This is a genomic window from Martinezella lusitana (assembly GCF_016901135.1).
In the GTDB taxonomy this organism is placed as follows: Bacteria; Pseudomonadota; Alphaproteobacteria; order Rhizobiales; family Rhizobiaceae; genus Rhizobium; species Rhizobium lusitanum_D.
The window spans coordinates 300,906-321,689 of record NZ_JAFEVL010000020.1; the positions used below are offsets into that span (position 1 = coordinate 300,906).

Sequence of the window (20,784 nt, forward strand, 5' to 3'; positions counted from 1 at the left end):
AATGGGTGCTCCACGTGTGAGTCAGGGTGCCTTCGAGAAGTTCCTCTTCATTGCGCTCTTCACTCTCGTGCTAATATCTCTTTTGTTGGGGCTCGCTGGCATCGTTTTTGGCTGGAGCGACGTCACCCCTCGTCTTCTCAACACATCCAGTGCTTTGGCAGGATTAGCATCATTGGCACAGCTCCGATTGAGCGGATGGTTTGACCTGTTCACAGAACTGTATTCTGACACAGAGAAATTCCCGTACGGACCGCCATCCTTTGAGATGCGTCGTTACTATAAAGTCGACCATCCGGAGCAGCCAATAAGGAGTTGGTTCAGGCGTCAGCTATTTTTCGAATATCGGACCGGTGCCGTTCTGGCCGTGATGAGCTTTCTGATATGGATTCTTGCGGCTTGGTTCTGACGATACGACTAGGTCTTGACCACACCAGCGCGCGCCGGTTAGCCTCTACCGACGGCGGCCACCAGCCCACGCACACCACCACATCGAGGGACACTGAAAAGCTTTCCGGCATTCGTGCCGGCGGCAATGGTTTCTTCTTTTGGAGGTGCGGATGGCTCCTTTGGATCTATTAGCAGGACTTCTTACGCCTGACGAAATCGCCGAGCGCATATCAGCGTCGAGCGGCATCCATTTGACCGGCCGAACGGTCTGGGAGAAGGCCAAGCGGCTCGGCATTGCAAAGAAGATTGGCCGCTCCATGCTCATCGCAATCGACGACATCCCGGCTCTGCTGCAAGAAGAGCGAAAGATAGACAGGATGGAGCGTCGGTGTGAACGTTCCGCAATGAAGAGCTCTGCCAGAACACTCTCTAAGCTTCGGAGGGAACGGGCGAAGAAGTGAGAGGGTCAAATGAGTAGCGACGAACCGAGCCTCATCGGGCGCAAGGAAGCGGCAGGGCGGTTAGGGCGGCGGCAAAAAACGCTCTAGATGCAATTACTTAACTTGGTCTTCGCTTCAGAGACGTTGCAATCTATTGCGCAGGCCATGCCATATGTCTCTCGATATCGGAGTGCCCCAGCATCTCCTGTGATGCTGCTCTATTCGGAAAGCTTACCAGAGCAACCTGAAGCCCTGAAATGCGCGCATGCTTCATTGCTGGAATGCAATCTGTATCGCCGGACAGCAGAATTAGCCGTTCCACTGACCTGTTGGCGGAGTATGTTGCGATATCCAGGCCGATGCGCATATCAACGCCCTTTTGCTCGAAACTTGGCTTGAAATGATTATCGGTCAGAGCGCCCGCACCGACAGGAATCTGTTTAGGTATGAATCCGCGAAATTTTAAGACGCCAAGTCGAATTGCAAAAAGATCCTTTGCCGCCAGTTCTTTTAGCCAAACATCGGAACCATTGAACTGTTTTTGGCTGCCAGAAACCGGCAGAACGGCATTCCCGACATATGGCGCGCAGTCGTAGTAGAGAAAACGAAGTGGCTCTTCATCTGCTGCTATACAGGCTTTGGCTATTTTCTCGATGTAATCCGGATTATATGTGTAGCCAGCACTTTTGGCCAAAACTCGGGTGTGCCCTCCGTCAATGAGCACAGCAACCTTCTTGGACATAAATCAAAACCCCCAGAGCAGCATGCCGCCCCAGGGGTTTTTAAACGTGCCCGCCTACGGGCGTACGGATATAACGACTATATTGGATGACTCGGGTTAAAGGTCAATTACTCAAAAGGGATTGATTTTCTAACAAATCCATGCTAAGACAGCTTCTGTCAGCACGCAAGACAGAAGCTGTCACAACATTCAAAAAAACGTGTGTTTGTTGACTTTTGCGATCTCAAGCCAAGAGCGCGAATAGAGCAAGCCCGCAAAGCAGATGTGGACCATTTCCAACGGGGTACGCAAACCACCTAATGAGATGTTGTGTCCCTACGCCAAATAGTGACAGAGTGGATGTGTTGGTTAATCAAGAATCAGAGGTTTTAACATGGCAAATAAACCAGTCGTTTTTACTGGTGACAGCATGCGTCCGATGACGATTAAGCCTGCAAGCGGCGGCGAAGGCGCGTCAGCTCAGCCGGTAACTACTGGATCTGGCGCTCCCGCTAAGCCACCGAAGCGTTAAGTCTCCATCTTAGTGATGTGGCGGCTCGGTAGCTGCCAGGAGATATCTACGCGTTTGATCGATGACCGTGGGATATATGTTAGGGTGACATCGTCGTCATTCCCAGTGATGTCAAAGTTATCGAATGTATTGTCTGCGGCATATCGCCTCGTAACGTAAATTGCCACGCCATCGTCGTTCATTATAACCGGCACTTTCGGGAACGGTTTCATTTGGCCAAAATTGGCTTCCAATACTAGCCCATCTTCCAAGAAAATCTGCACGACAGTCCATTTTGCAGGCTGATTCATAATCGATTGCCATACAGATGATTCGTGATCGTCGCGGTATACACCCGCAGCATTCATGATCCGCCGCACCGCTCTCTCACCAAATGCACGCCACGCCATCCCAAAGATGGCGGCGATACCGCAGGTCAAAAGCGCGACCATAGCGATAGACATAGCCTCGTCGACAGCAATTGGCATTTGCTTTGGAATCAACCAGAGGGCGGCGGCTGTGGTAGAACGAGCAGCGACTCCGAAGCTCAAAACCTGCAAAAGGAAGTCCTCTGTCCGATGGTTTCTGGCCTTTCCAATGGTTATAATCTTGTAGGCGAGATAGCCGGCGACGAGGACTATTTGAAGCTCATAAGGTATCTTCAGTAAGGTTTCCAAGTTCAGCCTCCGAATCTCATTTCCTTTATATATCAATCAGACGCCTTTCGCGCGCGCCAGCCGATGACCGCGGCGGTGGCTCGACGCCGTGTCGCGCGCGAAAATCTACATTCATCCCTCTCGCCTCACGTGCGTAATTCCCTTCGGGCAAAGAGGGAAATCATGAAAATCAAAATTGCTGGCGCGGCCGTCTTGGTTGCGTGCTTGGCCGGTTGCCAAAATGCCGGCTACATCGTGGACACATACAACAAGGTCGGGAAGCGGGTCGTCCCCACGCCTGGCGGCAATTTCTGGGTCTTTGATCGATCTGATCAAGGGAAGATGCTGACGTCACCATCACCTGGGACTATATCTGGACCGGCCGTGTTCAGTAGGATGACGCTGGGCCTAGTCAAGTTGGATCCCGTGGTCCAGGCCCACCAGGCGGTCGCTCAAATGTGGTTTAAGCAGACTGGTCGTGTTTGCGAGATCAAGACGAGCTCGGAAATCTGGCGGCCGGAGTACGAACATACATACGTCTGCAGATAGCTATGATGCTGAGGGTTGCTCTCTAGCAATGTCGGAGATGAACAGACGATCCAACTCCCCATCGGAATATTGGGGCTTGCATCTGACAGATATCTTTAGCTGAGAGTCAAATGCGGTTGAATACGGGTTGCCGGGGAGAGCCACTTGCGGGTCCGTAATCTGGCCGGGTATTCGCTTCCCGGGCTTGTCGCTCTCTGCGACCGAGACCTTGCAAGACTTGGTTACAAGATCCAACTCGGTGATATGCACCTGCATCGTTCGCTCTTCGCCAATCTCGATGGGCTCGGCTCTTTCAATGGTCTGGCGATCTACTTCCGTGACCGGGAAGGCGCCGCTGCTTATGTGACCTATCTGGACGGTTGCCGCGGAAAGACCAATCGGGTTTACGACCATCTTAGCCGCTGTGTGGTTTGACAGAGCGACCCGCTCGACCATTTCCATTGCAGCACGAGTGGTATGGCCCATCTCCTCCAGAGCCTTGATGGCGACGGCGTTAGACTGATCCACGTCTTTGCTTCTCCCCGCCCACCGGGCAATGGTGTTGTTCACGATTGCTTCGGTCGCTTTCGTTGCTGCGGTGCGCACTGCCGTCTCAATTATCGGGAGAACGGGAGTCAGGCTTGCAGCACCATACGACGTCACCATTACCCAAAATTCGTATGAGCCAGGCTGCGGAGGCAGGCCGAGCACTCGCACGCTTCCGGTAACATCACGCTTCGCATATCTGCCCGTTAGCGCGACTTGGCCGCCAGCCCCAATGATTTTAGCGGCGCCCTGTAGCGAAGCAGCTAGTGCGCCCAACTCCACCATGTGGTTGTCTGCATCCAAGCCTTTAAAACTGATCCGGATCGGATCGATCTTTTCGATATTCATATTGAGCCCCGCCATTTTAGCGAGTGAATATCAAATGCAACTTCAAGTCAAAGTACCAGCGGCAGCGAACTGATTTTGAGGCGGCTCGAAGGCCGCCCCTTTATCAACCGACCGCCACTACAAGTTGCGCCAGATTGCGCGCCGTTGGGGCGCCATGTTCTTCAATCGCTCAGAATCCCCGTCCAATTTCTGAGATGACGCCGGAAGCAGTTTTCATAAACTCAATGAAAAAGCCGGCGCCGGCCGGCGCCGTGACATTGACGCCGCCCCGTAGCGCAAAATTGGCTGAGTAGACAAATGTCGTGTTCGTATCGTTGATCTGAATACGAACTATCTGCCCTAGCGCCATATCGTCAAGCGTCGTGATAGACGTGGCGGACGAGTTTGCAGTCTTCCACTGCCCGTTCAGATCATTGCCAACGCTCGGCGTTGCATCGTTAGCCGCAAAGGCTGTTGCTGCCGCCGCCAACGGCTTATTGTCATCGAAGGTGTTTGCTTTGCCCAGTGATGTGGGATTTGAGCCGACAATGTTTGTAATGACTCCCGTGTGTCCCTTATTCTTGAACACGGAGCAACGATCTGACGTGCCGCTAAGGAACACTCCGTAGAACGTGCCGCCAGCGGTAAGCGGAACGAAACTGTTGAAGCCGACGATTTCATCGTTGCAGTTGCTGAGAATGATGCCAAAGTTGGAGGCCACAGCCGGAGCGCCTGGGGTGCCAATCTGGTTTTCGACATAGCTGTTGAACGATCCGTTTGCCACCCCGATACCCGACCAGTCGAGTTGCGAGGACAGATTCGTTTTATAGATCAGATTTTTGGTAACCGGCGTAGATGACAAGTTAGTCATATTAATGCCGCTGACATAAGCATTGATATGGTTGCCGCTGATGTCTTCCTCGACAATTGCCACGGTGCTGTCACCGTAAATGCCGTAGCCGACACCGACGAAGCGATTGTCGTTGATCGTTGTCCCGTCGCCGTAAGAAACGACCGTTGTCTTATGATGAACGCCCTTATTTGCGTGATAGACGCGATTTCCGTTTACGCGACAATCGTTGCACTGCTCAAGAAAGATGCCGTCTTCCATATCAAACGGATAGGTGGCGTCATCCAACCCCTTAATGTCGCACCCGACAATATCGCCGTTCCAGCCGCCAAAAACGTGAATGCCACTGTTCCAGTAGTCGGCAGCAACATTATCGCCACGAACGGCGATATCAAATCGAAACCCGTTGGTAACCGATGAAGCGATAGTCGGGGAGATGGTAAGTTTGAACGCCTCGCCGCCGCCCGCCTGACTTGTAAGCAACATGAAGTCAGTCGCTTCAATGCATCGCTGAATTTGCGTGTGCGCCGCATCACTCGTCGCAGTGATATCAAAACCACCCGAGCCGCTATTGAAACGAAGCTTCGAAATATCCCGACCAAGGCCGCGAAGGACAAACGGTTTTGCGCCGATGTTTCGCGTGACAGCACCATTGATATCGATGATGCCCGCCGGCAGCTCGCCCGCAATACCAAAGAACGTCATGGCATCAATGAACGCGCCAAACGCCGTTGCGCTATTCACGCCGTCGATCGTCGCCCCAAACCAGAGCGGGCTAATAGGACCAGTATATACGCGCTGCCATGCGCCTGATGTTGCTGCAATTGCCGTTGCCTTGACGAAAAGGCCCTGCGCAGTGTCTGCCGTGATCTGTGCAGATTTGTCGCCCGTCACCCATATGAACGCCCCCTCGCGGCCGGCTTCTTTCAGGTAGGTAACCTTTACCTGCGTTGTATCTAACGCCGCCAAAGCCGCACGAGAAACAACGCTGCTTTGCAGTCCTGTAGGGAATATGCCGCCTGCGGTCGACCCATCATGCAGTTTGATAAGGCCGCGCGCCGGGTCGACTGTCACTTCACGAGATGGACCGACATATGCATCGAAAGCGGCGGTGGTGGTGAGATCGTCGGCGCCGATACCAGCAAGTCTACGAGCTACTCGCATTAAGAATTCCAATCATTGTCAAAGGTTGAATCATCGCTGTCGTCGCCAAAATCGTAGGCAGCCGCGTCGACGTCTGAGGCGGGTGTGGTGTCGTCGTTGAAGTCGTGGAGAGGCGCGCCGGCGCTTGAAGGCGCGAGCGGTGGGGGAAGTGACATTGAATCTCCAATAGAAAAGAAGCCCGGCGCGCGGCCAGGCTGGGGTGTCGGGTTGTGGGGTGGTGTGTGGCTAGGCGGCGATCAGCGCGTGTTAACGCACCACTTCCGGCTCATAGTCTGCCGGAGAAAGGCGCTTTCGTTCGCCAGAAGGAAGCAGGCCCAGACGGTCCAGATAGGCGGCCTGGCTCTCGTATGTAGCCGGCACGCCAACAGCAACCGCACCGTTTCGCTTGCGCGGAAAAGTGCAGGACGCTTCTCTTCCATCCAGTGTTCGGCGATCTTCCGACGCGTCAAATCGCCACCAGAGTTCCGGCCGGGTGCCGGGGTAGTCTGCGACCCAAGCTGCAACGACGCGCTCCCCGTCGGCGCGCCATAGAGCTTCGATATCGTCATCAGTGAAGATGTATTCGAAGATAATGCATTCCGCCCAACGGGGATCGGATTGCTCGATGTGTTCACCGATGGCCCATGCAAGCCACGCGTCCGATGTTGCCTGCCGGCGTTTGGATTGTCGGAACTTGCGTGGCATTTAGTTTCCTCTGTTCGATGCTAGGCCAGGTGGACGGCCATCATCAGGCGCGCCGATACCAAGGCCGAGCTCGCGAAGAAGTCTGGCGAATGAGATCCTGCTATCTCTCTCGATTCCAATTTCCGGACGTGCTTTCGGTTGGCCGAAACGGTCTTCGAAAGTCATGCCGTCGCGATCGACGATTTCTCTGGCCTGCTGGCCGCGATCCCAAGATTCAGCCGCCAATGTCAGCAATCGGACATCATGAGCCTCGAGATCGAAGGCCTCGACGACACTTCGAAACCACTTCGCGGTCGATGCGCGCAAGTGTTTCGGAGGCTTTGGGAGTGGATTTTCTGGGATGTTTCATGGCCTCCAAAAAATTATTTCAACCGGGGATTCGTGCGCGTTTATTTTTGGGAACCGGCGGTCCCTGGCTAGAGGCCGGAGAGGCAAGAGTCGCCCCTCCCTCTATGGTTACGTCATCCTTGACTTAATGCCGATGGTGGTAACGTGCGCGCCGCGGTCGGCAAGGGCGATGGCGCCGAGGTTGGCCCGCTCGACGATGCGCAGAGGTCGATAACCACTGCGATCCCATCGCTCTCGAGTTGCCCGAAAGGCTATTGACCACGCAGTGAACGTGCCGAAGCGCGAGCCGTGCAGCATGGCGTCGCCTTCTTGACTATCTGGGCAATCCAATTCGACCCAGAGTCCTATGTCATCGCACCGCAGGCGCAGCGAGCCGTCCGTCGTTGAGGCGATCTGTCGCGCACATTCGTGGTTGATATCGGCTGTTACATAGGTCGGGAAATCCAGCGAATGAGGCACGAATACCTCGTCGTAATCAGGACGAACAGCCGAGCGAACGTTCCATTTCAGTGCGTATCCAGATAGCGTCCTGGCACCGGGTCGCGGTGGTCTGCCGGACTCCGTGAACCACATCAACGACCACGCTTCTTCAACGCTGCTGCCATGCGCTGCTTTGCGCGCTGCGCAGGCGTCCGCTTTGCATTGCGCGCGCTGAGGATCTTGGCAACGGCGAATGGATCGTCCGGCAGCATCTCAGTCTTAGTTCCGACCTTGGTGGCGACGAGCCGGATCTCAGTTTCGGAACGTGCTGAGCGGGAGCCTTTCGTTGCGATTTCGCGACCGCGAGTGGCGTAGTGGCGTTCCGTCATCGTTGTAGCTCCACCGGGATCGATTTCTTTTCAATGAAGCCTGCCTGTACTGCATCGTGCAGATATCCGGAGATCCTGCCCCCATCATGACCGAAAATCGCGTGCGCGTGCATTGGCGGCAAGATGCCGCTCCAAGCGATGTCCCGATCATTCAACTGCTCTGACAATTCTAGCAATTCGGCGTGTGCTTGGTGAGCCGCCACGAGCGTATCAGCCACGGCTTTGACGCGTGCCGAATAGTCTGATTTGATCTCGGTGCAGATTGTTTTGGAAGCGGCGTGGCGGGCAGTGGCTAACCGCTGTGCCGCGATCTCGATTGCCGCGCGAAGATCCACGCGTTCGCCTGCGATGGCCTTCAGGCGCGCGCTCACGCCGTCTGGCGCTACATTGTCATCGTCGACTGACTCGCCGAGCAGAGCGGCGACGCGACTTGTCTTCTCTGCTGCAACTGGCCTGCTAGCCAACCGCGTGCGAATGTCGTCGGCCTCCCGGTCAAGGGCCGAAAGGCTAGCACGCAGCCTTGTCAGCAAGTCTTTCGCGGACGCGTATGATGCATCCGCGTCCTCGAGGGAGCGGACTACAGTTTTCTGTTTCATTGGATTTCCTAAAATTTAGTGGTTGTTTCGTATGGCCTGTAGCGCTCGCGAAGTGGTCGACGCCCTGCTCGAACCTCGGGCGCCGACTTGATTGCGGCTGCTAAGTGAATGAAGACATCCGGCCCGAGCCGCACCTGCTTATCGAATGCTGGCCGTGGGTGGCGCTCGCGCGCTTCGAACGATAATGTTTGGATTCCATGATCAGCCGCGCGAAAAGTGATCGTCGCTGCCGGCGAGTTTGCGTCGATGACGACCTCGAAAAGGTCTTCGGGTCGCTCAATGTAGTGAGCCAACGTCTCACCGAACTTGGCGCCGCCGGACGAGCAAGGCATTTCGAAATAATCCGAAACGACTGTCGAGCTCGCGACGATCGCAACGAGGATAGCGGCGATATGCTTTGCGTTGATCTGTTCTGGCTTGCCTTGCGTGGACGGCAAAAGGCCAGCGGCGCGTAGGCGAGCGGCATGCCATGTTGCTGTTTTTGATGATAGGCGCAGCGCTGCGTCGAGCGCTTCGCACGCCTGAAGCGCCGTAGCCATGGTTTGGTGCCTTTGATTTTGAGGTTGAGGTTTTGGGAAAGAAAAAACCCGCTACCGAGCGAGGGTAGCGGGCGGAGTAATTGTTGCCTGCCAGAAAATTCCAATAAACTGGCAGGCATTCCCGCTATCCGCAGCACGTGGACGTAGGGAAGAAAAGGCCACCAGATGAACTTGCGAAAGCGCCAGCGGCAAAAAGAAACCCGCCACGAGGGCGGGCATTGTGATCTTTCATATAGTAGATTCTGACGACGCTTTCTTGGTGCACCTACGATGCGTCGTCCCACTCGGCTAGCAATCGGGCCGCCTGCCGAAGCCCGCAAATAACGCGATCCTTGCCGACAGCGTCCGCCTGCTTACCTGAGAATCCAGCCGCTACTCCGATCTCGTTGAAGCCTAGTCCCGCCGTCGTGTCGTAAACCGCTTCATAGTGTTCCGGCGCCATCCTGGCCTTGATCCACGTGATGCACGACCGGGAATCATAATTGTCGTTGGCCGGCGTCACGATCTCGACTGAAGATGTTTTCCCTGGCTGAATCCCTCGGTGATCTGTCGTTGCGCGGTCACGCGGCGTAGCGACGTTATCGGGAAACTTCGGGCTGGATTTGCTAACCCAGATATCGCGATCATCTTCGCGCTTCTCCCGGTTCAACCGGTAGCCAATGATTATTCCATCGACGTTAAACTTGAATCGGCCGTGAATATAGAGCGGCGGATAGTCTGAAGGCTCCTTCTGGTCATGGTATGCGACCGAACCGTTGTGAAAGTCTTCGATTACACGCTCCGCGCTTCTGCCTGCAACCTCGACGATCGCGGGCCCAAGCGCCCAGTCGTCGCAGTCTTCCACGTCGCTCGAGATGCTGCCGAATTCGGTGGTCGTATAAGTTTGATCGGACTCGGCCGCCGCCAGCAACGCATCCATTCGATTGATGGTACGAACAGCGAGTATGTTTTCTTCTGCGGATGAAAATAGCCTACCAGCTTTGGCGCGAGCCGTGATTGGTGCGCTGTGTGATCGTGGCTCGTTGTCGTTGGCAGCCTCATAGACATAGGCAAACGCCGGCTCGATGAGCCGTACCGATGATGATTTCATGATTTCGCAAGTTCCCGGTTATAGGCGACCGCAAAAGCGGCGATGGTGGCCCGTTTCGGGCTTCGTATTATTTCAGCAGCTTAAGCTATTTTGACAAATTTGTCAATGTTTCACTTGACAAAAATTGTAATTTGTGATCGCAACAATTTAATTAATTCAAAAATCTGTTGAAATTTAAATCGTAAATGATATTATTTAATAGTAGGTACCTTTGCCTACCGACTGCCACACAGTCACTGGGCCGCCGTTTGGTCCCCCACGGGCGGCCCTTTTGTCCGATACCCTCAACATTTCAATCGGAAAAATGCGTGCGTTTGGGGCCGACCGGTACCTTGGGCAGGCGGCCGGAGAGGCAAGAGGCACCCCTCTGTTCTTAGGGGAATCAAGCTTGCGCGGCAAAATGCCGATGCAGATCGTCGCTCACCCGATAGACAGCGGCAAGCGCCATCAGAGCGGTAGCGCGCGTGCACACACTCCCCGAACGATCAGTGCAACCGGGATGGATGAGATTTCGCGCGTCCTTCGCAAGCTTCGCTTGCTGCTTGGCTTCCTCACTGATCAAGCCGCAATTTCGCGCCTCCTCGATCATTTTGGCCAAACGCATACCATTCACGTCGTCCACTCGACCTTTCAACGCCCAATGAAGGATTCCCTCGAGCGCCGCTCCTGCGAACACTGTAGCGCCCATCCACTCGTTCGCAGAGAAGTCAGTCCAAGCTGCTCTAATCTGATCTTCGATTGAAAGGCGAGTATTTTCGTCTTCGATGAAGGTGAGCAAAGGTTCTCGCGGTGGAAGCTCGTCGCTGCATTTTCCCATAAGTCGCTTGATGCGCTCCACCGGGTCTTTGCCCATAACACCAAATGCCGGCCGGATGTCTCCAAAGTTCCATCTCGCCACAGCCTCGGAAAGAACCGCGCGACAACGTTTAAATTCGAGATAATCAGTAAATGGCAACGCAATGAGGTCACGGGGCACGTCCTCAATTATTTCCAGAAGGGACCTTACTTCAACTTGATGTTGCAGTCTGATCCGGTCTTGATGCAGGTCGCCTTGCATAGGCCCAAACATGCTCTCTATTGCGCTGACTACTTGGCTTGGGAGAACTTCTGCCATCTGTTACCTTTAATGGAAATGAAGCCGGTAACGGTACATTAGTGCGATCCGTAGTGAGCGCCAACCGGGCGATGAGCGAAACCACCCACCTCCTATGCCGGTCAGTGGGTTAAGCAGCTTCCCACAAGCGAGTGGTAATTCGAGGTTGAAATTTCAAGAGGCAAGGCTGCCTCTTCCGCGAGAAAGTGCGACAAATTATCCATTTGTTAACTATTCGCGTTGACAGTGTTAACTATTGGGGTATAACCGCGATCATAGGGAATTGCACCCAAAATTAACCTTGCCTTAACCTGTTGTATCAGGCATTAAAAAAGCACGTCGACGAATCGACGTGCTTTTGTGTGTTTGCTGCGGTTGCCTGGCTTGCCGCTAAGCAAGCCGTGCCTCGCAACGGTAGTCTCGACAGCTCCGTAGATAGCGCCCACTAGCTGATTTGGCAAGGCCAGAGGGAATGCGCAATTATGAGTAAGCCTCCTCTTCGTCCCGGCGATATCGTCCCGAAGTCCGGACAGTATCAGATTATTGGCCCCCGCGGCGGCGCAGGGGCGGAGCGTACGGGCGTACAGGGCAAGACCCTGCCGCCTACTCCGCTTGCTGGATCTACTTATCGCCTCGTGGATCCCACTAAGACGCGGTAATCGTCTGATCATCGACAAATGTCGGCGGCAGATCTCGGTCTGCCGCCTGCTAGTTGCTGTCTAATTCGGAGCTAAACAAAAATGGCAGATGTACAGGTAACCTGCGTCAACAAGCGGGATCGCAATAGCAGCCATGAAGGCATCACCCACCTTGGAAACCCTTCCGGTGGATGGAAGTGGACGAGGGCCCAGGTGATTGAGTCCATAGAAGCTAAAACAAACACCTTCTACACCTTGGTGAATGGCAAGCGGGCAGATATAGCAGTCGTGAATGGACCGAACGGCAAGTACGTGCGGACGCACGCCGATGGCAAGTGGAGCGACAATCTTCTTGCTTTGCCTGAATGTGCTTAGTTGATTGCCAGGCCAGCGCGAATGCTGGCCTTTTTATGCCGTTTACTTTCTTCTCATTTGGTCGCCTGTATCGGGCGCGTGCTGCCTATCGGCGATGTCGCGGAGCTGGGCTGGCGATAGTCATGCCGCCTCCTTCTGTTCCTCCTCGTCGTCCACCGAAGTGCAGATTTTGGTGGACCAACCTAGCATGGGCGTATTTTTGACCACGTCGGCAAACTTCGGGACATTGCGCGGATACCGGGGTGCCGGAACCCACGGCTTCGAACAAGAGACAAATTTATTATTGTGAGTGACTTCAATCTCAGCCTGCAGGCCAACTAGCTCGGATGAGTCGTTGATGTCCTCCAAGCCGACCGCGCTTAGCAATAGCCCTAGCTCATCCTTGCCGCGCGCCTGCTCTTGCTGCTCCGGGCTTTCGATGATGACCATGTGGTCGACATTAATGCCGTCTGGTGTGCGGAACCATACAGTCATTATCAGAGCGCCGTCTTCATGCGTATCTACATCGACGTGGTCGATGATGGCCGACAAGAATTTGTTTGGATAGATTGTAAAGTCAGGCGCGGGCTTTTGCTCGGCAGGCGCGGGCTTCAACCCAGCGGTCGGCTCGGCTTTCCGCTTCTTTTCTTTCGGCTGATACGCGGTCGGCGGATCGCACTCATATTCTTCACGCTCGAGCCATTTGGCTAAGGTGAAGCGCGGCGCATCGGTCTTGCCCTGCGCTGCCCACGACGTTTGCCACCGGCTGGCTGCAGTTAAAATCTCAGCATGTAGCTCAGCATTGGGGGCAATCTTGTCGTAGGCGGCCCTCGCATCGCGCTTACGCTGCTTGTAATCGTATTTTCGCCATAGCTCTTCGAATCCATCTTTCGCCGCTACCGCGGCGGTGGCCGCTAGGCCAACCGCAGGCGGCGCCGTAGGCGCGGTGAATTCATTTCTATCTTTCTGTGACTCGGCCCTTGTGGGCCGGTCATGTAGATAGGAGGGGGTGTCATCCGTGACACCATATTCGTGAGTTATGGTGTCATTGCTGACACCCATGTCGATAGTTTCGGTGTCATCTATGCTACCCTTTGTTTCGGTGTCATCCGTGACACCCTTTTGTGGGACGAGCGCGAAATTGGGTTTGTAGACGGTGGCGCTGCCCCGGCGGCCAGCTTGAACAACGGTGATGAATCCCAGAAGTTCTAGGTTACGTTTCGATCTGATAACAGAGGATTTACTGATGCCTGCGGCCGCGCCAAGATGTTCATGCGTAGCCCAGCCGTTGCCGTACTTGCCCCAATAGCGCTGTATTATCTCGGCAAGCACTGCGATATCAGCCTTGGTCGTTTCTGGGTGGAAAGACGCCAATCGCAAGAGATGGAACTGTATCCAAGCATCGACGTCAAAGGCGTAACCTCGCGTCTTACCGGTCATTGGCAGCCTCGTAGGCTGCGACAGCCAATTCGGTTAGCCGACCTGCCAGCGATGGCGAGAACGTGGCTGTGCGACGCGTTCCGGCTTGCGGGGCGTAGAGGTAAAATGAACCATCCGGCTGGCGGACAAGCCGCAGGGCATACAGCCTGATGTGGTCGTTAAGTTCGAAGTCGACAAACGCCACGCAGTCACGTTGTTTGGCTTCCTTGAGTTTGTGACAATACAGAACCCGCATTATATTCTCCGTGGTTACGGCGCACGAATGCGCGCCCGCCAGCAATGCTGACGGGTGGTGGGGCCAAACGCCTTACGGCAACGATTGGCAATGAATGAGCGGAACAGAACGTGTTTTTATGTGACGTACGAAAGCGAAAAAGCCCGGAAATGCGGGCTTTCTTGCGTCTGTTTCATTGTTCGGGACGTGGGGGTCGAGTGTTCGAATCACTCCACTCCGACCAGCTAAAGCCTTGTAAATCAGGGCTTTGATCCCGAACAAAACTTCCTCCGCGAAAGCCATTTTCTAGATTACGGACCGCTTGAGCAGCGGACCGGTTAGAAAGCGTTCGCTGCCTGCTGTTGGAAGTCAGGGCTTGCGTGCGCGTAGGTCCGCTCAAACTCCTCCGACGTCATCCCCAAAGATGCTGCTGCCTGCTCGATATCAACGCCGGCTTGGGCAAGCCAAGTGGCTCTGGCGTGCCGGCATCATTGTCCAGGGTCGACATCGCGGTGACGCAGACAACCAAATCTGCCAGATGTTAACTGTCGGTTTGATGGGAGAGGGAGATTTTCATTGTCAGTACCACAATCGTCCGGCAACATTGCTGGCTAGCCGCTTGAATTGTGCAATATTGCTAACAGCAGGTCGGGGAGACGGGGGCATGTGCGCAGAGCATGTTGAACGTCGATTGGCGGCTATCTTGGCTGCCGATGTGGTAGGCTACAGCCGTCTCCTTGAGGCCAACGAAGAGGACACGCTTAATGCCCTTCGTCAGCATCGCCGGGAGCTCTTCGATCCCGCCGTTGCAAGCCACGGCGGGCATATAATCAAGGTAATGGGCGACGGTTTCCTGGTGGAGTTCGGCAGCGTGCTCAGTGCTGCACGCTGCGCAGTCGAAATCCAGCGCGGCATGCTGGAGCGCAACATCGGGATTCCAGCGGACAGGCACTTCGCGTTCCGGATAGGCCTAAATCTGGGTGACATCGTCTTCGATGCGGATGACTTTCACGGGGATGGCGTTAACGTGGCCGTCCGCCTGCAAGCCCTTGCCGCGCCTGGCGGCATTGCCTGCTCGGCGGCTGTGCGCCACGAAGTCGGGAACAAGCTCGGTCTCGATTTCGCAGACCAGGGCGCCAAGACAGTCAAGAACATTTCCCGCCCGGTACACGTCTATTTTGCCGATTGGGGCAACGTAGCCTCGGGCGAGGAGGTCGCGCCTGCCGCAAGTGGCCACACGCAGGCATCCTTCAACAAGCCGTCGGTTGCAATCCTGCCATTCGCTAACATCAGCAACGATCCCGCGCAGGAGTTTTTCAGCGACGGCATCACCGAGGACATCATCACTGATCTATCGAATGTCTCAGGCCTATTTGTGCTGAGCCGTAACACCGTCTTCACGTGGAAAGGCCGGAGCGAAAACCTGCAGCTCATTGCCAGGGAACTTGGCGTCGCCTACGTAGTCGAGGGCAGCGTCCGCAGGGCCGGCAACCGTGTGAGGATCAATGCGGAATTGATCGAAGCAGCTAGCGACGGTCACGTCTGGGCCGCGCGTTACGACCGCGACCTCACCGACATCTTCGAAGTGCAAGACGAGATCACCAAGGCGATCGTCGAGCAACTTAAGGTCAAGCTGCTTCCGGAGGAGAGGAAGGCAATCGAGCTAGCGCCGACAGAGAGCGTGGAAGCTTATACGCACTATCTGAGGGGGCGCGAGTACTACCACATTGCCTCGAGCTCAAACCATCTTATGGCTAGACAGAGTTTCGGCAGAGCCATCGAATTGGATCCGCGCTATGCCCGCGCTTATGCCGGCGTCGCGGTTTGCGATGCGCGTCTGCGGTCCCAGTTTGGCATGCAGATTCCGGTGGATGACATTCTTGCGAACACGGCGAAGGCGCTCGCTATCGATCCGAATCTGGCGGAGGCACATGCGGCAAGGGGGTTTGCGTTGGCGGTCGCCGGCAATCGCGTCGAGGCGGTTTCTGCATTCGAGCAGGCTTTGTCGCTCGACCCCAATTGCCACGAGGCTAATCGGTACTATGCCGAGTTTTGCGTCACCGACGGTCAGTTTGAGCCAGCGGCGACATACTTTCAACGCGCAATGGAAATCAAGCCCGCGGATTATGGTGCGCCAATGATGCTTGTGAACGTCTTTCGTTCACTCGGGCAGGTAGATCAGGCCGAGAGCTACGCTCGGATCGCGATAAAAAAAGCCGAGGAAGAAATGCGGCTACATCCGGAGAACGCCAATGTCGCCTGCCTTGGAGCGACCGCGCTCGCCTTTCTCGGTGTCCGAGATCGGGCATTGGAATGGTTGGCGCGTTCCCTGGCGACCGATCCGAACGATATAAACATTCAATACAATGCCGCCTGCACTTATGCGCTGCTTGGCGAGATCGACCGAGCGATCGACTTGCTTGAAGCCTGGATGCCTCAAGTCGGCGCGGAGATGAGGCTGTGGTTCAAGAACGATTCCGACCTTGATTCCATTCGCGACCATCCGCGCTATTCGAAGTTGGTTGAGCTTTCCAAGTGAAGCCTTCTACCATTAGCTTAGGTCTCTACCACTATTTCATGACTTGCCAAACCTTGCACCAAGCTGCGAAACTTTAGGTTGAATTGGCCAAATAAAGTCTTTTTGGGGGAGCGGATGGGCACCCGGTTCAGACTTTTTGTACAGCCGCCATTTGAGGATGCTCGGTCCGAGCCCGAGATCATTGAGGTGTCCTCCCCTCTGGGTAGCCTGACCGCTGGTCCGGCCGACAACTGCATGTTTGTTTTGGAGCCGGTCGGCAAGACCCGTCCTTACGGCGTCAACCGCGGGCCGCTGGGAACGCCGTACATTTATCTGCCACCTTGGACCGGAAAAATCCTCGAGCCGGCCGCTCCTGACGGGTATGGCAATTTCGACCACTTCCAACCGTGGATGCCTGGCTTCGAAGCCGCGCATGTGTTCGGTTGCGTGCGGTTCACATTGGACGTGTGGGAGCGTTATCTCGGACAGCCGATTGTCTGGCATTTTCACGATCACTTCGACCGTCTGCAAATCTCGATCCTTCCGCAATGGGACAATGCCCAGTACGGCTATGGCTTCCTCGAAGTTGGGAGCCAGTTCGAGAAGGACGGACGCGTCCTTCCCTTCAGCCTGGACTTCGACGTCATTGCCCATGAGGTGGGGCATGCGATTATCTTTAGCGTGCTTGGCGTGCCGCGTCCTGGAGCCGAGTACCCCGAATATCTTGGCTTCCAGGAAGCCTTCTCCGACTGCGTGTCGCTGATCGCAGCCATGCATTTTCCGTCCGTGATCGACAATGTTCTCGCGGAGACAAACGGTAATCTCCACCGTGCAAATCGCCTGTCGCGCTTTTCGGAATTTTCGCCGCATCGGCAGATACGGTCGGCAAACAACAAACGGACGATGGACGAGTTCGCTCGTGGCTGGAAGGACGAGCACGAACTCTCGCAGCCGCTCACCGGCGCGATATTCGACATCCTTGTCGACATCTTTCATGAGAGCCTGGTAGCGCGGGGCCTGATCTCGCGTGCCGTCGAAAATCTCGCGGATATTGCCGAGTTCGATCCGGCCGCTGAGGCGCCGGTGCAGCATGCTTTCGACCGCGCTTTCGCGCGGAACTCAGACGGATTTGTCGAAGCACTGCTCGAAGCACGAGATATCGTCGGCACGTATCTGGCGGAAACCTTGTGGGCTCTCGCTCCCGATTTTCTGGACTACGGTGACGTCGCAAGAACGATGCTTGCGATTGATCAGGTCGAAAGTGGCGGCCAATTCGCAAGGATCATCAGCAGAAACTTCAGGCAGCGCGCCATCGGCGAGTTGCACGCCGGCGCGCACATCAAAGGCGGCGAGCATCGCAGCCATGTCCACTCTGCGCGCACGTTACTTCCGATAGATTATCTCGCGCTTCCGAAGATGAATTATCGCGAGAAATTTCTGCTGTCGAGATTAGGCATCGGTCAATAATCAGGTAGATGGAGGGAGAAGTGGCAGACAAAGAAACCTTGCTCGGCGTATCAGCGGTATATCTGTTTGGGCGCGAACTTAGCGATCTGATTTTTAGGGGCGGCGTTTACGACACTCTGACCGGACGTGAAGTAGGAGCGAACAATTTTCTGAGGCACCAGCTTAGTGCGGATGAAGCGACTCTCGCGCGAATCTACGCTTTCTCGTTCGAGGGAGCTTTTATTGAACTGAGTCGGCCGGCAATCTTCGTTGTCCACGGCAGCGGCGTGGTTCCGGACGATCCCCCACCGAGGAACGTCGACGGTGATATCGAATACGACCGATTGTATCGATCCCCAGGTTCGAGTGCACGAACGGGCCTCGGTTCCCAAATTGGAGCTCTCGCCAAGGATATGAAGGTTTGGATCTACGACAAGGGCGATCTCTCGATGAGACTCGATGCCGAAACGGGAACCTTTGAGCAAATCCTGCTCTCGGCCGAGGCTTCGACTGATCCCAGAGGAATGGCAAGCGGCGGAATGTCCAGATCGGGCGGCGCTCTGTCCCGTTCCGGGGGCGTAATGTCCAGATCAGGCGGATTCATTCCTCGCAGATCGGGCGATAATGATTAATTGCGGATAAGGACGGACCAGGGAGGCTAACATGGCCGCGAAACCTAATGTTAAAATTGAGCGCATCGGCGACCCCGACCCTGTGGAAGCTCCATTAGGTCGTTGGACGGACTTTACACTCATAGGCTACGGCTTCAGTGAGGAGATGGACGTATATATATCTACTAAGGCAGATGGTAGCGATAAAGTTAACGTCGAAGTAGTTCATGATAAATCTGCTACCAGCACAGATAAGGTATGGCCACTAGTCGCTAAGCCTGCGCTTGACGCTCTCCAGCCCAATAATCCCACCTTGTGGGTTGCTATAAAACTGAAAGACCAGAAAGGCCAGAAAGGCCAGTTTGAAGACGCCTATCAAGGATTCATAATCGTCTGACTTTCAAGAGATCACGTCAATTGCGGGCAGACGGTCTTCGACTTCGCCAGCCACCACCTCCTGCGCCGCCGGCCTTGACCGCGTCGTCCGGCGCCACTCAGGAGCCGGTGACGCAGATGACGTTCGTCAGCGAGAGATAGTCGGCCGCGTTCTTCGCCGTTGCGCCGCCCGTCGGGCAGGAGCGCAGCCCGACAAAGGGAGAGGAGAGCGATTTCAGGAAGGCTCCGCCGTCGACCTGCTCGGCCGCCCCTGACAGGCATAATCTCTATCACGAGGATCGGCAGTACGAAAACATCTGGGCGCCGTTATTCGCGCGCCACTGACACCCAAAACACGTTCAAGATCTGCTTTTGCAAAACCGGCTCTTTTTGTCGCCCAAAGCACCATATACAAAGAACGGGCGCATGCATCCGACTCGACCATCGGACGGCCTGCGGGTGTTGAAGCGGAGTGACGGGATGAGTCTTGTTGAAAGGGTGGCTGGGTTGGCCGGAGAGGGGCTTGCGTGGCAGTGGCGTGGCGCCTGGTCTCGCAATACCATCGGACAAAAGTTGACGGTTGCAACCGGCTTCGGTGTGTTGGCTTTGAGTGCCGCATTTCTCCTGGCCTCGGGGGGCACTTCTGCGCGGGCCGCCGATTGCGGCAATGTTGCAGCGCCCGGTCTCGACTGGAGTGGATGCAGCAAGACCAATATCATGTTGCCGAGCAGCGATCTGCACGGCGCCAATCTTGCCGGCGCTCACTTTGACAGCACGGATCTGAGCGACGCCAATCTGACCTCCGCCAATCTTGAAAAGGCGACGCTGGTGCGCGCATGGTTGAAGAAAGTCCGTGCCGACGGCGCGAATTTTTCAAGGATCGAGGCCTATCGCTCTGACTTCAGCAACGCTTCGGCCAATGGCGCCTCTTTTGCCAACTCAGAGCTGCAACGGGCAGAATTCGGCGGCGCGCAGCTTGCCAATGCGGATTTCCAGAAGGCCGAGCTCGGCCGCGCGGATTTCGACAAGGCTGTCCTGTCAGGCGTGAACTTCTCCTTCGCCAATCTCTCCCGCGCGACGCTCGCCGGCGCGGTGATGCAGGGGCAGGTCTCGTTCGGCGGGGCCTTCATGTATCTGACCCGCATCGAAGGTCTTGATCTGACGAATGCCACAGGCCTCCAGCAGGCGCAGATCAATCTGGCCTGCGGCGACAAGACGACGAAGCTGCCGTCCTGGCTGCAGGCGCCTCCCGTCTGGCCATGCCCGCCGGACGACCCGGATGACAAGGACTGACGCTGGTCCTGAAAGAAGAGACCCTTAAGAAGGCAGTGTGCGATGTTTGCAGAGAAGACGATTGAGCACGACAGCAAGCCCGAATTCTATCGCGAGCTTGCCGGCCAGCTGCAAGCCTTGCTTGATGGCGAGGCGGATTCGATTGCCAATGCAGCCAACACATCCGCGCTGATCTTCCAGATGTTGCCTGACCTTAATTGGGCCGGCTTCTATTTCCTGCGGGCGGGTGGCGAGCTTGTGCTCGGGCCGTTCCAGGGCAAGCCGGCTTGCGTTCGCATAGCCGTCGGCCGCGGCGTCTGCGGAACGGCGGTCGAGAAGGCGGAGTCGATCCTTGTCGAGGATGTTCATGCTTTTCCCGGTCACATCGCCTGCGATGCGGCCTCGCGCTCGGAGCTGGTGGTGCCGTTATTCCGCAATGGAAAGGTTTTCGGCGTCATCGATCTCGACAGTCCGGTTGCCGGCCGCTTCGATCGCGATGATCAGGCCGGCATCGAGGCGCTTGCGGCAATCTACACCGCCTCTTGCCAAACGGACGATTGAGTGCCGGCACCGTGGAGCGTCACGCGCTCGTGATCGATATGGCAAATTGGTCCGGCGATACCTATA

25 protein-coding genes and 1 pseudogene are annotated in these 20,784 nt (G+C 55.6%); 10 read left to right on the forward strand and 16 right to left on the reverse strand.

Going from position 1 to position 20,784, the window contains the following annotated elements; translation table 11 throughout:
* Position 1: 1 nt before the first annotated feature.
* Both JTP94_RS08595 and JTP94_RS08600 read left to right on the forward strand, forming a co-directional pair.
* The gene (locus JTP94_RS08595; RefSeq protein WP_204850096.1) at positions 2–406 is read left to right on the forward strand and encodes a hypothetical protein; all 405 of its coding nucleotides are present in this window, start codon (positions 2–4) and stop codon (positions 404–406) included.
* 151 nt (positions 407–557) lie between these two features.
* The gene (locus JTP94_RS08600; protein WP_204850097.1) at positions 558–848 is read left to right on the forward strand and encodes a hypothetical protein; all 291 of its coding nucleotides are present in this window, start codon (positions 558–560) and stop codon (positions 846–848) included.
* A gap of 130 nt (positions 849–978) precedes the next feature.
* On the opposite strand, the gene JTP94_RS08605 is transcribed toward JTP94_RS08600, so the two are convergent.
* The 7 genes from JTP94_RS08605 to JTP94_RS08635 form a co-directional block, all read right to left on the reverse strand.
* Complete coding sequence (locus tag JTP94_RS08605; protein WP_204850098.1) at positions 979–1,569, reverse strand: NYN domain-containing protein; 591 nt, start codon at positions 1,567–1,569, stop codon at positions 979–981.
* Between the two features lie 507 nt (positions 1,570–2,076).
* Positions 2,077–2,736, reverse strand: a complete 660-nt coding sequence (locus JTP94_RS08610) for a hypothetical protein (protein ID WP_204850099.1) — start codon at positions 2,734–2,736, stop codon at positions 2,077–2,079.
* Positions 2,737–3,264: 528 nt separating this feature from the next.
* The gene (locus tag JTP94_RS08615) at positions 3,265–4,137 is read right to left on the reverse strand and encodes a hypothetical protein (protein WP_204850100.1); all 873 of its coding nucleotides are present in this window, start codon (positions 4,135–4,137) and stop codon (positions 3,265–3,267) included.
* Positions 4,138–4,306: 169 nt separating this feature from the next.
* Positions 4,307–6,130: a NosD domain-containing protein gene (locus tag JTP94_RS08620; protein WP_204850101.1), complete on the reverse strand. Its 1,824-nt coding sequence runs from the start codon at positions 6,128–6,130 to the stop codon at positions 4,307–4,309.
* Complete coding sequence (locus tag JTP94_RS08625; protein ID WP_204850102.1) at positions 6,130–6,285, reverse strand: hypothetical protein; 156 nt, start codon at positions 6,283–6,285, stop codon at positions 6,130–6,132. The genes JTP94_RS08620 and JTP94_RS08625 overlap by 1 nt, the downstream gene beginning before the upstream one ends.
* A 91-nt stretch (positions 6,286–6,376) precedes the next feature.
* Positions 6,377–6,814 (reverse strand): hypothetical protein, encoded by a 438-nt coding sequence (locus tag JTP94_RS08630; RefSeq protein WP_204850103.1) that lies wholly within the window; start codon positions 6,812–6,814, stop codon positions 6,377–6,379.
* A complete protein-coding gene (locus tag JTP94_RS08635) occupies positions 6,815–7,048 on the reverse strand; it encodes a P27 family phage terminase small subunit (RefSeq protein WP_312038143.1) in 234 nt (77 codons plus the stop codon). It abuts the gene before it with no gap.
* On the opposite strand from JTP94_RS08635, the gene JTP94_RS35395 reads away from it, so the two are divergent.
* Positions 6,953–7,234: a hypothetical protein gene (locus JTP94_RS35395; protein WP_246754762.1), complete on the forward strand. Its 282-nt coding sequence runs from the start codon at positions 6,953–6,955 to the stop codon at positions 7,232–7,234. The two genes, JTP94_RS08635 and JTP94_RS35395, sit on opposite strands and share 96 nt — an antisense overlap.
* A 36-nt stretch (positions 7,235–7,270) precedes the next feature.
* Here JTP94_RS35395 and JTP94_RS08640 read toward each other — a convergent pair whose 3' ends face one another.
* From JTP94_RS08640 to JTP94_RS08665, 6 genes are all read right to left on the reverse strand, one after another.
* Positions 7,271–7,735, reverse strand: a complete 465-nt coding sequence (locus JTP94_RS08640) for an HK97 family phage prohead protease (protein ID WP_204850104.1) — start codon at positions 7,733–7,735, stop codon at positions 7,271–7,273.
* Positions 7,735–7,971 (reverse strand): hypothetical protein, encoded by a 237-nt coding sequence (locus tag JTP94_RS08645; RefSeq protein ID WP_204850105.1) that lies wholly within the window; start codon positions 7,969–7,971, stop codon positions 7,735–7,737. Before JTP94_RS08645 ends, JTP94_RS08640 begins: the two co-directional genes overlap by 1 nt.
* Entirely contained in the window at positions 7,968–8,567 is a 600-nt protein-coding gene (locus JTP94_RS08650) for a hypothetical protein (protein ID WP_204850106.1), read from the reverse strand. The genes JTP94_RS08645 and JTP94_RS08650 overlap by 4 nt, the downstream gene beginning before the upstream one ends.
* An 8-nt stretch (positions 8,568–8,575) precedes the next feature.
* Entirely contained in the window at positions 8,576–9,106 is a 531-nt protein-coding gene (locus JTP94_RS08655) for a hypothetical protein (protein ID WP_204850107.1), read from the reverse strand.
* Positions 9,107–9,371: 265 nt separating this feature from the next.
* A complete protein-coding gene (locus JTP94_RS08660; protein ID WP_204850108.1) occupies positions 9,372–10,196 on the reverse strand; it encodes a hypothetical protein in 825 nt (274 codons plus the stop codon).
* A 382-nt stretch (positions 10,197–10,578) separates the two neighbouring features.
* Positions 10,579–11,310, reverse strand: coding sequence for a hypothetical protein (locus JTP94_RS08665; protein ID WP_204850109.1), 732 nt, complete (start codon positions 11,308–11,310; stop codon positions 10,579–10,581).
* 719 nt (positions 11,311–12,029) lie between these two features.
* Between JTP94_RS08665 and JTP94_RS08670 the strand changes: the two genes are divergently transcribed.
* On the forward strand, positions 12,030–12,302 hold the full coding sequence (locus tag JTP94_RS08670) for a DUF3892 domain-containing protein (protein WP_204850110.1): 273 nt from the start codon (positions 12,030–12,032) through the stop codon (positions 12,300–12,302).
* A gap of 120 nt (positions 12,303–12,422) precedes the next feature.
* Here the strand turns inward: JTP94_RS08670 and JTP94_RS08675 are convergent, their stop codons facing one another.
* Together JTP94_RS08675 and JTP94_RS08680 are read right to left on the reverse strand one after the other, a co-directional pair.
* The gene (locus tag JTP94_RS08675) at positions 12,423–13,721 is read right to left on the reverse strand and encodes a hypothetical protein (protein WP_204850111.1); all 1,299 of its coding nucleotides are present in this window, start codon (positions 13,719–13,721) and stop codon (positions 12,423–12,425) included.
* A complete protein-coding gene (locus tag JTP94_RS08680; protein WP_204850112.1) occupies positions 13,711–13,956 on the reverse strand; it encodes a hypothetical protein in 246 nt (81 codons plus the stop codon). The genes JTP94_RS08675 and JTP94_RS08680 overlap by 11 nt, the downstream gene beginning before the upstream one ends.
* Before the next feature lie 643 nt (positions 13,957–14,599).
* Here JTP94_RS08680 and JTP94_RS08685 point away from each other — a divergent pair.
* The 4 genes from JTP94_RS08685 (at position 14,600) to JTP94_RS08700 (ending at position 18,907) form a co-directional block, all read left to right on the forward strand.
* The gene (locus JTP94_RS08685) at positions 14,600–16,474 is read left to right on the forward strand and encodes an adenylate/guanylate cyclase domain-containing protein (protein ID WP_204850287.1); all 1,875 of its coding nucleotides are present in this window, start codon (positions 14,600–14,602) and stop codon (positions 16,472–16,474) included.
* Positions 16,475–16,588: 114 nt separating this feature from the next.
* Complete coding sequence (locus JTP94_RS08690) at positions 16,589–17,920, forward strand: hypothetical protein (RefSeq protein WP_204850113.1); 1,332 nt, start codon at positions 16,589–16,591, stop codon at positions 17,918–17,920.
* An 8-nt stretch (positions 17,921–17,928) separates the two neighbouring features.
* Positions 17,929–18,531 (forward strand): hypothetical protein, encoded by a 603-nt coding sequence (locus tag JTP94_RS08695; RefSeq protein ID WP_204850114.1) that lies wholly within the window; start codon positions 17,929–17,931, stop codon positions 18,529–18,531.
* Between the two features lie 31 nt (positions 18,532–18,562).
* A complete protein-coding gene (locus JTP94_RS08700) occupies positions 18,563–18,907 on the forward strand; it encodes a hypothetical protein (protein WP_204850115.1) in 345 nt (114 codons plus the stop codon).
* A gap of 100 nt (positions 18,908–19,007) precedes the next feature.
* Here JTP94_RS08700 and JTP94_RS08705 read toward each other — a convergent pair.
* Positions 19,008–19,151 (reverse strand): annotated as a pseudogene (locus JTP94_RS08705) (keto-deoxy-phosphogluconate aldolase); the annotation flags it as partial.
* 214 nt (positions 19,152–19,365) lie between these two features.
* Between JTP94_RS08705 and JTP94_RS08710 the strand changes: the two are divergent.
* Together JTP94_RS08710 and JTP94_RS08715 are read left to right on the forward strand one after the other, a co-directional pair.
* On the forward strand, positions 19,366–20,178 hold the full coding sequence (locus JTP94_RS08710) for a pentapeptide repeat-containing protein (protein WP_204850116.1): 813 nt from the start codon (positions 19,366–19,368) through the stop codon (positions 20,176–20,178).
* 42 nt (positions 20,179–20,220) lie between these two features.
* Positions 20,221–20,718: a GAF domain-containing protein gene (locus tag JTP94_RS08715; RefSeq protein ID WP_204850117.1), complete on the forward strand. Its 498-nt coding sequence runs from the start codon at positions 20,221–20,223 to the stop codon at positions 20,716–20,718.
* The last annotated feature ends 66 nt before the right edge of the window (positions 20,719–20,784 follow it).